This window comes from Paenarthrobacter histidinolovorans (assembly GCF_014647595.1).
GTDB lineage: Bacteria > Actinomycetota > Actinomycetes > Actinomycetales > Micrococcaceae > Arthrobacter > Arthrobacter histidinolovorans.
This window is the reverse complement of sequence record NZ_BMPM01000001.1, coordinates 223169-236347: the sequence shown is the minus strand read 5'-3', so window position 1 is coordinate 236347 and position 13179 is coordinate 223169. Positions and strand designations below refer to the sequence as shown.

The following is a 13179-nucleotide window of genomic DNA, read 5'->3' as shown; positions in this document are numbered from 1 at the left end:
GCCGGCATGTGGCGAGAGGCGCCGGCGAGGCCTGCGGGAGGTAGAAAATGAGCGTAGAGCCGGAGTTCTTCCAGGATCCGGATGAGCAACAAGCCTTGGATGCCTACTCACAGGTGGTCATTCGAGTGGCCGAATCCGTGACACCGCACGTTGCCGCCATCGAAATGATGAGTACGGGCCGCAGGGGCCAGGTCCGGGTCGGCAGCGGGTCCGCGGTGGTCTTCACCGCCGACGGATACATGCTGACCAATGCCCACGTGGTGGCTGGTCTCCAGTCCGGCAGGGCTGTCTTCGCCGATGGCAAGCAGACGGATGTTGAGCTGGTGGGTGCAGATCCGTTGTCTGACCTGGCCGTTGTACGCGGCCTCAAATCCACTCCACCGCCGGCCCTGCTGGGCGATGCCGATACCTTGAGGGTCGGCCAGCTGGTGATCGCCGTCGGCAATCCGCTGGGGCTGGCAGGCTCCGTGACCGCCGGTGTGGTGAGCGGCCTGGGCAGATCCATCCCTGTCAGGGCAGGCGAGCACCGCAGGGTCATCGAAGATGTCATCCAGACCGATGCAGCACTGAACCCCGGTAACTCCGGAGGTGCACTGGCAGATACCAAGGGGCGCATCGTGGGCATCAACACCGCTGTGGCCGGCTTGGGGCTGGGTCTGGCGGTGCCCATCAATGCAACAACCCAACGCATCATTGCTTCCCTGCTAAGGGACGGCCGTGTGCGCCGCGCCTATTTGGGGTTGGTGAGCACACCTATTCCGCTTGATGCCAGCGCTGTGGTGAGGACCGGGCAGAAGGAAGGTTTGCGGGTGGTGGAAGTCATTGCCAACTCGCCCGCTGAGAAGTCCGGGTTGTTGCCAGGGGACCTGGTGCTCCGAGCGCAGGGCAGGGCCGTGTCCAGTGCAGAGAGCCTTCAGAAACTATTGTTTGAGGGTGCCATCGGCCAAGCCTTCCCGTTGACTGTACTCCGGGACGGCAAAACCGTTCAGCTGACAGCCTTTCCATCGGAAATGAGCCAGCAATGAGATCAGGCTAGGCCTGGTTTTCCGGAACGTCCACGACGCCGACGAAGCGGCTGCCCACGCCTTCGTACTCGCTCCGGACCTCGCCGAGGAAGAGCTTGGGTAGTTCGCTGTTCCGGTGGGTCCCGCAGTAGACGAAGGAAAAGTCCGGCCACCACTTCTTGGGGCGGACAGCCTCCGAGTAGCCACAGACGGCGCAAGTGAGGTGGACCCAGACAGGTCGCTTCCCTGTTCTGTTGGCCCGGGACTGCACAAGCCAGGCCGGCGGATTGTCCTGAAGGTCGCGGAGGTCGCCTTCGGAGAGTCGGGACGGAATGCCGTGGCGCTGGGCCATTTCCATCGAAATATCAAGGGCCAAAGCGGCATCACGTCTGCTGATCACCATTCAACGATACGGGACTTACCCGGCGTAGGCTGTGCTCATGACCGAAGCTCCTGCACTGCTGCCCAGCACCCCTCTCCAAAAACGGGTTCTTGTGGTGGCAATCGTGGCGTCCTTCATTGCCATCCTGGACGGCTTTGTGGTGAATCTCGCACTGCCCGCCATCAACCGGGAGCTGGGCGGCGGCCTGGTGATCCAGCAGTGGGTTGTCGATGCGTACCTGCTGACGCTGGGAGCGTTGATCCTGGTGGCGGGTTCGTTGTCGGACCATTTTGGGCGGGCACGGATCCTTGAATGGGGCCTGGCGGGCTTCGCTGTCACGTCGATGCTGTGCGGGCTGGCGTGGACCGGTGAGATCCTGGTGGTTTCACGGGCCTTGCAGGGGATCGCGGGCGCACTCCTTGTGCCGAGTTCGCTGGCGATGATCATCACGTCATTCTCTGGACCGGCACAATCGAAGGCCATTGGTCAATGGTCGGGATGGACCAGCGCGGCGGCTATCGTTGGTCCGCTGATCGGTGGCGCGGCCGTGGACCTTCTTTCGTGGCGTGTGATCTTCTTCATCAATGTGGTGCCCGCGCTTGCCATCTGGCCTGTGCTTGCCGGCCTTCGCGCCTCGGACGCGGCCAGGGACAAGAGCAAGCGGATCGATTATCTTGGGGCGTTCCTGGCCATGGTCGGCCTGGGCGGTCCGGTGTTCGCATTCATCGAGCAGGGACGCATGGGATGGGGGAGCCCCCAGGTTTGGGCCCCCCTGCTGCTGGGTGTGGTGGCCATGGTCCTGTTCCTGATCCATGAAGGCCGCGCTGCGGAGCCCATGTTGCCGCTGGGCTTGTTCGCCATCCGGAATTTTGGGTGGGGAAACCTCGCCACTTTGGCCATCTACGCTGGTATCTCGCTCGGCTTCTTCGCGTTGGGGATCTACCTGCAGCAAGTCGGAGGCCTGGGCGCCACAGTGGCGGGGATGGCGTTGCTCCCCGGAACCGTCATTTTGATGCTGGGAGCCTCGTACTTTGGCGGCCTTGCCGGCAAGTACGGTCCCCGCTGGTTCATGACAATCGGTCCGTTGCTGTGCGGCGTTGGCTTCCTGATGTCCTTGTCCGTGCAGGAGCCCCTCAATTACTGGACGCAGGTTTTACCGGGCCAGATTGTCTTCGGCCTGGGGTTGGCGACGCTCGTGGCTCCTCTGACGGCTGCGATCCTGGGTGCTGTACCGCCGACGGAAGCCGGAATCGGGTCCGCCGTCAACAACGCGGTCGCCCGCATTGCAGGCCTGATTTCGATCGCTTTCGCGGGCGTGATTGTGGGGCCGGCCTTTACCAGGCAAGGGCTGTACAACGCCTTGGTGGTCACTGCACTGCTGTTCCTGGCCGGGGCGCTGGCGTCCGCCGTCGGGATCCGCAACCCGCCGCGCCAGGCGGCAGCTGTCGCAGACCGGGAACCGGATGCGGCGTCCGACGACGGCGGTCCGGCCGGGCGCCTCGGCTGACCACGTCTGCCGCAACAGTCAGCGGGTCGGGAGCACGCAGCCCTGGTGGGTGGCCGTACTCTGCACCCAAAGAGCTGACGCGACCTCGTCCGCCAGATCAAATTCGCGGCCGTTAGCGCCGCTGCCTATCCGGACAACCAATGCCCCACCGAAGGGCTTGCGCCCCATCACCTCAACGGGCGCGTCGAGCGCAATGTCTTCTGCGGCAAGGTATCGGAGGAGTTCGGGGTTCTCGTCACTGATGCGGGTTATGCGGCCCGAGTGGCCTTGGTCGAGTTCGATCATGCGGTACGCATGCGGCAAATCGACGGAACCGTCGGCTGCCGGAATCGGATCGCCGTGGGGGTCCCGCAGCGGGTGGCCGAGCTTGGCGGACATGCGTTCGATGAAGGTATCGGACACGGCGTGCTCCAGCATCTCGGCTTCGTCGTGGACCTCGTCCCAGCTGTAACCGAGTTCCTCCACCAGGTATGTCTCAATGAGGCGGTGCCTGCGGACCATGGAAAGGGCCAGCCGCATGCCTTCGGCAGTCAAGCGGATGGCACTGTAGGGCTGATGGTCGACGAGGCCTTGGTCCTTGAGCTTCCGCACCATTTCCGACACCGAGGAATTGGCTACCCCGAGTCGAAGGGCAAGCTGCGAGGACGTGATCGGCTTGTCCTGCCACTCCGTATAGGAGTAGATGACCTTGACGTAGTCCTCGATCGAGGAGGAGGGCGTACTGGTCTTCACACCCCAAGCCTACCGTGGCGCGGCATCGTGGACTTTGAATGCACGCCAGGTCTGCGTCAGGTAGGGCAGCAGCACAATGTCTCCAGGCGAATGGCCAAGATGTTCGTAGAGGTACCACTGGAGGTTGCCCAGGACTTTTGCCCGCGTCGCTTCGTTTGCCCGCAGGTAGTAACTGCGCGACTTGGTCAGCTCCATGATGTCCTCGGGCGAGAGCGGGTCCTCCCACTTGGTGAGGTGGCGTTCCAGTCCGTGGAACTCCGGGCCGATGACTGGCCGGAATCCCGGCTTGTGGACGTCCCCTGCATGCATGATGCGCGAAAGCCTGTGGACCCAGGGAACGGAGGTGTCCAACTGGTTCCAGATCAGCCCCAGGACACCCTCCGGATGCAGGATCCGGGCGATCTCCGTGCTCGCCGCGAGAGGCTCGCACCAGTGCCAGGCCTGGGCAACGCTGACGACGTCGAATGCTGAGTCCGCCAGTCCAGTTGCCTCGGCTGTTCCCTCCGTCGCCTGAACGCCGGGGTGCGCCTTTCGCAGTTGCGCCAACATATCGGTGGAAGGGTCGACGGCGGCCACCTCAAGTCCGCGTCCGGCCAGGAGCGCCGTGAACTTGCCCGTGCCTGCGCCGAGGTCCGCAGCTGTGGTTGCCTCGTCGGGAACAAGCCATTCCACGGAGTCCAAAGGATAGCCCGGCCGCACGCGATCGTAGTGCTCTCCGCCATCCTGGAAGCTTTGGCCGAGTTCATGGCGGCGGGAGGCGTGAAGTTTGGGGCCGCGGGGTCCGGCTGGACCCGGTATTCGGGGAGCGCCGTTCGTTGAGCGCAGGGACACGCAAACTCCTTCACAGGGCCGTTTAGAGGTACCCTACGAATTTACCCTCTAGTCGACAGTGCAGGGAGCGGCGCCGGCTGTGCCGGGGGTGTTCGGTGCCCACTCCGGGTAGCTGCGGTGGTCGTTGGCGGGTACCCAGCGGCCCTCATCCACCACGTAGTCCCAGCCCAGGCCGTTGCGCTTGAGTTCCTCGATGCCCGTCAGCAGCCTGGCGGCGTCCTCCAGCCGGGAGCCGACGCCGAAGCTTGCCCGCAGGGAACCCGAAGGCAGTCCCAGCCGCTTGAGCAACGGGTGCGCGCAGAAACGTCCGTCGCGGAGGCCTACTCCGTGTTCGGCCGCCAGATATGCGGCGACCAGTCCGGCGTCGAATCCTTCCACGGAGAAGTTGACCACGCCAATGGTGTCCTCGGAATCGCTGAAGATCCGGTGGACTGTGACCCCGTCGATGGCCTCCAGGCCCTCAACCAGGTAGCTGCGGATACCGGCTTCGTGAGCGTGCCAGGCGTCCTGGTCCAGATCGGCGAGCACCTGCGTGGCGCGGGCGAGTGTTGCGGCGCCCAGGACGTTGGGGGAGCCGCCCTCGTGCCGTGCCGGGCCCGTGGCCCAGCTGACCGAATCCAAACGGGCTTCGCGGACGGCCCCGCCACCGGCCAGGTGCGGAATCCCGGCGTCGAGCCAGTCCGGACGGCCCACAACCACTCCCGCGCCGAACGGGGCGTAGAGCTTGTGTCCGGAGAAGACGATGTAGTCGACGTCCGCCTCTGCGATGGTAACGCGGCGGTGCGGAGCGAGCTGGGCTGCATCCACCACGATCCTTGCGCCGTACTGGTGCGCCAGTGAAGCGAGGCGGGCGATCGGCAGGATCTCTCCGGTGACATTCGAGGCGCCGGTGACAGCAAGCAGACTGACGCCGCCCAAGGCCAGTTCGGCTTCGATCTTGTCCAGCGTTCCGGTCAAGGTGGGTGCCGCGACCACGCTGCGGTGCGGCACGCCCTGCCACGGCAGCAGGTTCGCGTGGTGCTCAATGTCCAAGTAAAGGACCTCGCCGGCAAACTGGCCATCGACATGCGGGAGGCAGCCGGCCAGCAGGTTCAGGGAATCCGTGGTGTTCCGGGTAAAGATCACCGAGTCGTCTGCACGTCCGCCGACGAATTCACGGACGATGTTCCGTGAATTCTCGTAGACGGAGGTGCTTATTTGCGAAGCGAAGCCTGCCCCGCGGTGAACGCTGGCGTAATACGGAAGTACCTCGTTGAGGTAGGCAGAGACAATCGTCAGCGCAGGGGCCGACGCGCCGTAGTCGAGGTTGGCGTAGCGGACATGGCCACCTTGGATCAGTGGAGCCTGAAGCTCCGCGCCCGTGACAGCGGCGAGGGGACGTGCAGCTGCCGCTTCGAGGGCAGCTGCGTCAACGATGGAAGGGATGGTGTTTGCGTTGAACGTGACTGTGCTCATGGGACCTCACTCAAGAGGGACCCCCTCAGGGGGATCCGCGCTTGCCGTATCCGTTCCGGACCGGCCGGGTCGTCACCCGGGGCACCCCACCGCGAATGGAGGGTTGCCGGCCAGCAAACCGGGGTTTAGCGCTGGCACTCGTGACCTGTAAAAAAGGCTAAGGCACGTCCGGGGGACGATCCAAAGCTGAAGGGTTTTGTTAAGCGCTTTGTTACGCGGAAGGCCAAATGCCCGTTTTCGCGAAGAAAAAACGGCGGCCACCCACAAAAGTGGGCGTCCGCCGTCGAAAATTCGGGTATCCGGAGACCAGCCGGGCCTCAGGCCTGGGTCTGCAGGAGGTCGTCGAGCCCGGGGTTCAGTCGCTTCAGGACTTCCGAGTGCAGGATGGAGTTGGTGGCGAGGGCGTTGCCGCCGAACGGTCCGTCTTCGCCTTCCAAGGAAGTGAAGCGGCCTCCTGCCTCCGTCACGATGGGGACGAGCGCCGCCATGTCGTAGAGGTTCAGCTCCGGTTCGCAGGCAATGTCCACTGCGCCCTCGGCCACAAGGCAGTAGGACCAGAAGTCACCGTAGGCGCGGGTGCGCCAGACGTCCTCGGTGAGGCCCATGAATTCGTCCAGATTGCCCCGCTCCTTCCAGCCGGAGAGGCTGGAGTAGGACAAGGAAGCGTCGGCCAGGCGCGAAACGTTGGACACCTTGAGGCGGGTTGCTGCAGCGAGCGAGCGGCCCATGTAGGCCCCCATGTCCTTGGCAGCCCACCAGCGTTTGCCCAACGCCGGCGCGCTCACCACGCCGACCACAGGTTCGCCTTCGTCGACGAGCGCGATCAGTGTTGCCCATACCGGAACCCCACGAACAAAGTTCTTAGTTCCGTCGATGGGATCGATGATCCAACGCCGCGAGCCGTGGCCACTGCTGCCGAACTCTTCCCCGAGGACTGCATCACGTGGACGTGAACGCGACAACTGACCGCGGATGGCCTCCTCAGCAGCCTTGTCAGCATCTGTGACAGGTGTCAGGTCCGGCTTGGTTTCGATCTGCAGGTCCAGGGCCTTGAAGCGATCCATGGTTTGGGCGTCGACGGAATCGGCGAGGACATGGGCCAGGCGCAGGTCGTCGTTGTAGGTGGAAGCGGGTTGGGTCATGGCACCAAACTATCCTGAAATACTGGCGGCGGTGGGGACGTTACTGCGGCACCGTCAGTTTTCCAGTGTCATCAAATAACCGTGCCCAGCTCTTTTGCTTCCTTGGCTTCCAGTCGTGGGTCCGCGCCCAGCAGGCGTCGCAGGGACGCCAGGCGCGCCACCCCCGAGGGGCCTGCGTGTCCTTCGTTGACCCAGGCGTCCAGTCCGCAGTTCACTGCCGTAGCTCCGTGCTTGCATCCACGCTCGCATGCTTCGGTGCCGGGTTCGAGGTCCGGGAAGGACTGCAGGATCCGGTCCGGGTCCACATGGGCCAAGCCGAAGGAACGGATGCCGGGCGTGTCAATGATCCAGCTGCCGGAGGGGGCCTCTGACAGCTTCAGTGCCAATGCGGACGACGAAGTGTGCCGGCCACGTCCGGTGACCGCATTCACGCCGCCGGTGGCCCGTTCGGCGCCCGTCAAAGCGTTGACCATGGTGGACTTGCCCACACCGGAGTGGCCCAGCATGACGGTCACTTTGCCGCCGAGGTGCGCGCGGAGCTGGGAGACAGCGTCCCTGTCCAATCGGGCCGACAAACCATCATCCGAGCGGGCATCAATGCCGCCCGCTTCGGAATCGGCCGTCCGGCTGATGATCACGGGGAAATCCAGGCTGAGATAATTTGCCAGCAGCTCGGTGGGATCCTTCACATCGGCCTTGGTGATCAGCAGCAGCGGCTCAATGCCGGCGTCGTACGCAGCCACAAGGGCGCGGTCGATGAATCCGGTCCGCGGTTCGGGATTTGCTGCTGCAACCACCACTACCAGTTGGTCGGCGTTGGCCACCACTACCCGTTCGACAGGATCCGTGTCATCGGCACTGCGGCGAAGGAGGGTTCTGCGTTCTTCCACCCGGACCAGCCGGGCCAGCGTGTCCGGGGACCCGGAGACATCGCCCACAAGGGCCACGAAGTCGCCGGGCACAACGGGGTTGCGGCGGAGTTCGCGGGCGCGGGCAGCGATGATGATGCGTTCGTTGGGCGAGTCTTCGTCCACGATTGCCCGGTATCGTCCGCGATCCACCGTGATGATCCGCCCGATCACGGCGTCATCGTAGCTGGGACGGTCCTTGGTACGGGGTCGTGATCCTTTTTTGTTGGGACGGATCCTGACATCTGATTCGTCCCAGGAGCGTGCGTCGCGGCCCATGGTCAGTTGCCGGCCTCGTTCGTGCCGGCGGAGTCAAGCATTCTTGCCCACATCTCCGGGAACTCGGGCATGGTCTTGGACGTCGTGGCGATGTCTTCAACCTGGACGCCGTCGACGGCGAGCCCCAGGATGGCGCCGGCAGTGGCCATCCGGTGGTCTGCGTAACTGTGGACCACGCCGCCGTGGAGGGTGGCGGGGCGAATAACCAGTCCATCTGCGGTCTCTTCCGCATCACCACCAAGCCTGTTGATCTCGGCAACCAGGGCGGCGAGTCGATCCGTCTCGTGTCCGCGAAGGTGGGCGATGCCAGTCAGCCGCGATGGACCGGTGGCCAGGGCGCAAAGGGCAGCTACCGTCGGCGCGAGTTCGCTGGTTTCGTCGAAATCGGCACCCTTGATCTCATTTCCGCCGGTCACTGTCAGCGTTCCCCCGTCAAGGGTGACGGTCGCGCCCATGGCAGCGAGGATGGTCCGCCAGAGATCGCCCACCTGCGTGGTGCCAATGGGCCAGTTGGGAATGCGGACAGTGCCATGAGTGGCCAGGGCGGCGGCCAGGAAGGGCCCGGCATTGGAGAGATCCTGCTCGATCCGCTGGTCAAAAGCGTTGATCTTGCCAGGCGATACGCGCCAGTGGTTGGGTACGGAGTCATCCACGGTGACACCCACGCTCCGAAGCACCTCAACGGTCATGGTGATGTGGTCCAGGCTTGGAACGGGTTTGCCCACGTGCTCCAAGTGCAGGCCTTCGGTGAAGCGGGCGCCCACCAACAGCAATGCCGAAACAAACTGGGAGGAAGCGCTGGCGTCGATGACCAAGTGGCCGCCGCGCACCTCGCCGGTGCCTTCCACCGTGAAGGGGAGGGCCGACGGCGTCCTGCCGCCTTCGGCTGCAACAGGGACTCCCAAGGCAAGAAGTGCCTCGATGATGGTTCCCATGGGACGGTTGCGGGCATGGGGATCGCCGTCGAAGACGGTTGCGCCGCTGCGCAGGGCAGCAAGCGGGGGAACGAACCTCATGACGGTACCCGCCAGGCCGCAGTCGATTGCGGTGCTTGAGCCCGCAGCGGAGGGGTCCAGGGGCGTGATCTCCAGGTCGGGCCCATAGTCACCGTCACCGGGTACCTCGGTGACGGTTGCACCCAACTGCCGAAGGGCTTGGATCATCAGGGCCGAATCGCGTGAATGCAGTGGGGCCCGGAGCCGCGAGGGGCCGTCCGCCAAGGCTGCCAGCACCAGGAACCGGTTGGTCAGCGATTTCGAACCGGGGACTGTCACAGTGGCGTCCACTGGCCCATTGGCGTAAGGGGCCGGCCATAGCGGGAGGCTGGCGGCTTTGTCCGGTTCGGTATTGGCGGCGGTGGTACCTGTCATGCTTCCTTATGCTCCAACTGCGTTGTCTACGGCCTTGCGCACTGCTTTATCTGCCTTCTTGATTTGCTTGCCGGTGACCTTCCTGGCATCGGCGGCGAGGTGCTCGGCCCGCCATGCGATGCTCGGGCGGCCTTCGGTGTCGACGGAGGCCAGCAGCACACCGCCGGTGAGGGAAATATTCTTCAGGAGCTGGGCCTTGCGTGCGGTGCGCCCTTCCTTGGTGCTGATGTCCGCTGAACGCCATTCGACGTAGGAGTTCAGTGCGGATGTCAGTGCGAGCACCGTGGCTGCGAAACGCGAAAGCTTGCCCAGTCCGAGCAGGGCACCGGCGCCAAGCTGGGCTCCACCCAGGACGCGGGCGAGGGTCTTCTCGTCCGCTTTGAAGGGGAGCGATTCAGAGGCACGTCGGAGGACTGGTGACAGTTGCTTCGCGGTGTCGTCCGCGTTCTTGAGCTTGTCCAGGCCTGCTACGACAAAGCTGGACGCGAGCATGGGCCGCGCGAGAAAACGGATAAAAGACATATTGTGCCTCCTGGGTGGCTTGCCGCACTTTTCGATGAGTGCTGTGTTCACGGGGTGCAGTCTGATCTAGTCTTGCACTTTTGCGGAATATTTACCCAGCAGCGGCCGTTGTGAGTTTCAGGTGCGGTGGAGACCGGACCGCGGCACGGCGTTGCCGCTCGCTGAACGGAGTTGGTTTTTTGACTTTGGTGAAGGACCGCATGGTTCTACCGGAGGCCGCATACGGGGTGCAGCCGGATTCTCCCAAGCTGACAGTAGACTTGGCAACGATGAGCACCATTGAACCGGCCGCAGCGGCCATGTACGAAGCAGCCGACGCGACGGACGACGACAACGCCCCGGCACAGGCCGCCGTCGACGTTTCAGCGGAGAGCCCTGAACAGCGGCGCGAGCGCTTTGAGCGCGACGCGATGCAGTACGTGGACCAGTTGTACTCCGCTGCCATGAGGATGGCGCGGAACCCGTCTGACGCGGAAGACCTGGTCCAGGAGGCCTACACCAAGGCTTTTTCGGCGTTTCACCAGTTCAAGCCCGGCACCAACCTCAAAGCGTGGCTGTATCGGATTCTGACCAACACGTACATCAACCTGTATCGGAAGCGGCAACGCGAGCCGCTGCAGTCCAATTCGGACACGATCGAGGACTGGCAGCTTGCCAAGGCCGAATCGCACACCTCCGCAGGCTTGCGGTCGGCCGAAGCTGAGGCGCTGGACCACCTGCCGGATTCCGATGTCAAAAACGCGTTGCAGTCAATTCCGGAGGAGTTCCGTTTGGCTGTCTATTTCGCGGATGTAGAGGGATATGCCTACAAGCAAATCTCGGAAATTATGAATACCCCGATCGGCACTGTCATGTCGCGCTTGCACCGCGGCAGGAAGATGCTGCGGGACATGCTGGCGGACTATGCCGCCGAACGGGGCTTCAAGGCCCACACCGAAGATCAGGCCGCGGCCGGAAGCAAAAATCAGGAGAAAGAGAAATGAGCGACTGCCAGGGATTGGGCGATTGCGACGATACGCGAATGCAGCGGATCTATGAGTACCTCGATGGTGCGTTGACATGTGATGACCTCGCAGAGATCAAGCAGCACCTGGATACGTGTGAAGAATGTGCAGAACAATATGACCTTGAGTGCCTCATCCGCACCATGGTGAAGCGCTCGTGCACCGAATCCGCGCCTGAGAACCTCAAGAATTCCATCCTGGACAGGATCCATTCCATCAAGCCCGTTGATGCCTGATCCCGCTACTGGTTCGGCACATCCTGGTCTTGTGAGGGCTTAACGCCAAGGGCCCCGGAAACCGCATGGTTTCCGGGGCCCTCGCTCTTAAGCCTGTGACGCTAAGCCGCTGGCTTAGGTGTTGGGACGCTTGCCGTGGTTCGCGCCGCCGCGCTTACGGTCACGACGCTTACGTGCACGCTTGCTCATAGCTGGCCTCCTTCAATGATTGATACTCAATAGAGCTGCCCTCCAGTTTCGCACATCAGGGTGCCGTGCCGCGAACCGGGAAGCGTCCGCGCCATGGGGCGCTTTGCCGGGGCTCAGTTGTTCAGTGAATTCCTGATGGATATGCGCGCTTGGTCCAGGACCGCCCTGACCGTCTCCAGTGCCACCGGCGTCAGCGGGCGGGCTGCCCCGTGCTGGCGCAACTCCACCCGGATGTCGTCACGGAAGGCCTGCACCATCAATTCCGCTTCCTTGAGGATGCGCTGGCCTTCCGGCGTGTAGCCCGACGTGCGGCTGCGGAAGGCGGCGGAGGTGGCGCTGCTGCGGGCTGCTTCGGCAGTGGCAGCGAGGTCGGCACGAAGACCTCGCATGTTGCTGCGGATGTCCTCGCGCAGGTTGTCGGCAAGCCGCCTGACGGAAGCGGAGATGGTGTCTTCGACGTCGGCCAGTTCTTCCCGGCGGCTGTCCAGTTCGGCACGCCCGGCTGCCGTGATGGAGTATTTCGTACGCCGGCCCTCGGTCTCTGTGGCCACGAGACCTTCCTCTTCCAGCTTGCCAAGGCGGGGATAGATGGTCCCGGCACTGGGGGAGTACGTTCCGCCAAAGCGGTCGCCGAGGGCCTTGATGAGCTCATAGCCGTGCTTGGGGCCGGTTTCCAGAAGGGCAAGAAGATACAGGCGCAGTGCGCCATGGGCGAAGACGGGAGGCATCAGAGGCCCGCTTCCCCTGGCGACTGCCGGCTGTTGTCCTGTGCCGGCGCGGATCCGTGGATGATGTACGTCTTGCCGGAGACCGTATTGGTGCGAACAAGCATGAGCCGCTCGTCCGGGCCCACGATCGTGTGGACGTTGCTGCCGGGTTGGGCGTACAGCTGGTCGTCGATCACAACGGTGCCACTGGCCGATTTCGCTACGATATCCAGGCCGACGTCGTGGGGCAGCCGGATGGTCAGGTCGCCGGAGACGGAGTTGGCTCCGAGGTCGTTCGTGTAGTCCTGGAGATCGAAGCTGAGGTCGCCGCTGACGGTACTGGCCCGGACGCTTTTGAAGGTGCCCGAGGCCGTGACCTCGCCCGAGACGCTCTTGGCGGTCAGGACGCCGTCGTGGTTCCGGGCGATGACTTCGCCACTGACGGTGTTCACGTGAAGTTCGCCGTTGGTGCCGTCCGCCATGACGGAACCTGAGACAGTGTTCAGGCGTGTTCGCCCGCTGACGCCGGACACCATTCCGTCGCCGCTTACGGTTCCGGCCTCGACGTCGACGCCGGGTGGCAGCGCTATCCCGACCACCACCGAGTTGGTGCTGGTGTTGTTGACGGTCCCCATGAGGTTGCGGAACCAGCCCTGCGGCCCCTGGAGCTGGTGGCGCACTTCCAAACGCCCGTCCACCAGCGTCACTGTGAGGGGATCGCCGGTGATTTCGCTGATCTCGATGCGGACGAAGGGTTCGTCGTGGGTTACGACGTCGAAGCGGCCCTTCACGATGCCCAGCTTCAGGGAGCGGACGTTGTCCACTTCAATGGTTTGCGGTCCCGTCACGGTCCATAGCTCGTCTGACATGATCCCTCCAAGTTGCGATATATCGCGTTGATAACGACACGA

Annotated in this window: 15 protein-coding genes and 1 riboswitch; of the genes, 4 read left to right on the top strand and 11 right to left on the bottom strand. The window is 63.7% G+C overall.

The genetic code is table 11. The features are described 5' to 3' along the window. Window positions 1-47: 47 nt before the first annotated feature. Window positions 48-1025, top strand: coding sequence for a S1C family serine protease (locus IEY62_RS01095; protein ID WP_189013181.1), 978 nt, complete (start codon window positions 48-50; stop codon window positions 1023-1025). 7 nt (window positions 1026-1032) lie between these two features. Here the strand turns inward: IEY62_RS01095 and IEY62_RS01090 are convergent, their stop codons facing one another. After that, the gene (locus tag IEY62_RS01090; RefSeq protein WP_229784970.1) at window positions 1033-1407 is read right to left on the bottom strand and encodes a hypothetical protein; all 375 of its coding nucleotides are present in this window, start codon (window positions 1405-1407) and stop codon (window positions 1033-1035) included. 37 nt (window positions 1408-1444) lie between these two features. Between IEY62_RS01090 and IEY62_RS01085 the strand changes: the two genes are divergently transcribed. Then, the gene (locus tag IEY62_RS01085) at window positions 1445-2893 is read left to right on the top strand and encodes an MFS transporter (protein ID WP_407671442.1); all 1449 of its coding nucleotides are present in this window, start codon (window positions 1445-1447) and stop codon (window positions 2891-2893) included. 18 nt (window positions 2894-2911) lie between these two features. On the opposite strand, the gene IEY62_RS01080 is transcribed toward IEY62_RS01085, so the two are convergent. The 7 genes from IEY62_RS01080 to IEY62_RS01050 form a co-directional block, all read right to left on the bottom strand. Beyond that, window positions 2912-3625: a metal-dependent transcriptional regulator gene (locus IEY62_RS01080; protein ID WP_189013177.1), complete on the bottom strand. Its 714-nt coding sequence runs from the start codon at window positions 3623-3625 to the stop codon at window positions 2912-2914. Between the two features lie 9 nt (window positions 3626-3634). Beyond that, window positions 3635-4456 (bottom strand): class I SAM-dependent methyltransferase, encoded by an 822-nt coding sequence (locus IEY62_RS01075; RefSeq protein WP_189013175.1) that lies wholly within the window; start codon window positions 4454-4456, stop codon window positions 3635-3637. A 48-nt stretch (window positions 4457-4504) separates the two neighbouring features. Beyond that, the gene (locus tag IEY62_RS01070; RefSeq protein WP_189013173.1) at window positions 4505-5911 is read right to left on the bottom strand and encodes an aminotransferase class V-fold PLP-dependent enzyme; all 1407 of its coding nucleotides are present in this window, start codon (window positions 5909-5911) and stop codon (window positions 4505-4507) included. A gap of 32 nt (window positions 5912-5943) precedes the next feature. After that, window positions 5944-6057, bottom strand: a riboswitch (SAM riboswitch). Between the two features lie 171 nt (window positions 6058-6228). Beyond that, complete coding sequence (hisN, locus tag IEY62_RS01065; protein ID WP_189013171.1) at window positions 6229-7053, bottom strand: histidinol-phosphatase; 825 nt, start codon at window positions 7051-7053, stop codon at window positions 6229-6231. A 71-nt stretch (window positions 7054-7124) separates the two neighbouring features. Next, entirely contained in the window at window positions 7125-8240 is a 1116-nt protein-coding gene (gene rsgA / locus IEY62_RS01060; protein ID WP_189013169.1) for a ribosome small subunit-dependent GTPase A, read from the bottom strand. Window positions 8241-8242: 2 nt separating this feature from the next. Next, window positions 8243-9610, bottom strand: coding sequence for a 3-phosphoshikimate 1-carboxyvinyltransferase (gene aroA / locus IEY62_RS01055; RefSeq protein WP_189013167.1), 1368 nt, complete (start codon window positions 9608-9610; stop codon window positions 8243-8245). 6 nt (window positions 9611-9616) lie between these two features. Continuing rightward, complete coding sequence (locus IEY62_RS01050) at window positions 9617-10132, bottom strand: DoxX family membrane protein (RefSeq protein WP_055972066.1); 516 nt, start codon at window positions 10130-10132, stop codon at window positions 9617-9619. A gap of 179 nt (window positions 10133-10311) precedes the next feature. Between IEY62_RS01050 and IEY62_RS01045 the strand changes: the two genes are divergently transcribed. Together IEY62_RS01045 and rsrA are read left to right on the top strand one after the other, a co-directional pair. Beyond that, window positions 10312-11115, top strand: coding sequence for a sigma-70 family RNA polymerase sigma factor (locus tag IEY62_RS01045; RefSeq protein WP_308424473.1), 804 nt, complete (start codon window positions 10312-10314; stop codon window positions 11113-11115). Further along, window positions 11112-11372, top strand: a complete 261-nt coding sequence (gene rsrA / locus IEY62_RS01040; protein WP_189013165.1) for a mycothiol system anti-sigma-R factor — start codon at window positions 11112-11114, stop codon at window positions 11370-11372. Before IEY62_RS01045 ends, rsrA begins: the two co-directional genes overlap by 4 nt. A 114-nt stretch (window positions 11373-11486) precedes the next feature. Here rsrA and IEY62_RS21875 read toward each other — a convergent pair whose 3' ends face one another. The 3 genes from IEY62_RS21875 to IEY62_RS01030 form a co-directional block, all read right to left on the bottom strand. Beyond that, a complete protein-coding gene (locus tag IEY62_RS21875) occupies window positions 11487-11561 on the bottom strand; it encodes a 50S ribosomal protein bL37 (protein WP_369299106.1) in 75 nt (24 codons plus the stop codon). 113 nt (window positions 11562-11674) lie between these two features. After that, the gene (locus IEY62_RS01035; RefSeq protein ID WP_189013163.1) at window positions 11675-12289 is read right to left on the bottom strand and encodes a PadR family transcriptional regulator; all 615 of its coding nucleotides are present in this window, start codon (window positions 12287-12289) and stop codon (window positions 11675-11677) included. After that, window positions 12289-13137, bottom strand: a complete 849-nt coding sequence (locus IEY62_RS01030; protein WP_189013161.1) for a DUF4097 family beta strand repeat-containing protein — start codon at window positions 13135-13137, stop codon at window positions 12289-12291. The genes IEY62_RS01035 and IEY62_RS01030 overlap by 1 nt, the downstream gene beginning before the upstream one ends. Window positions 13138-13179: the final 42 nt, after the last annotated feature.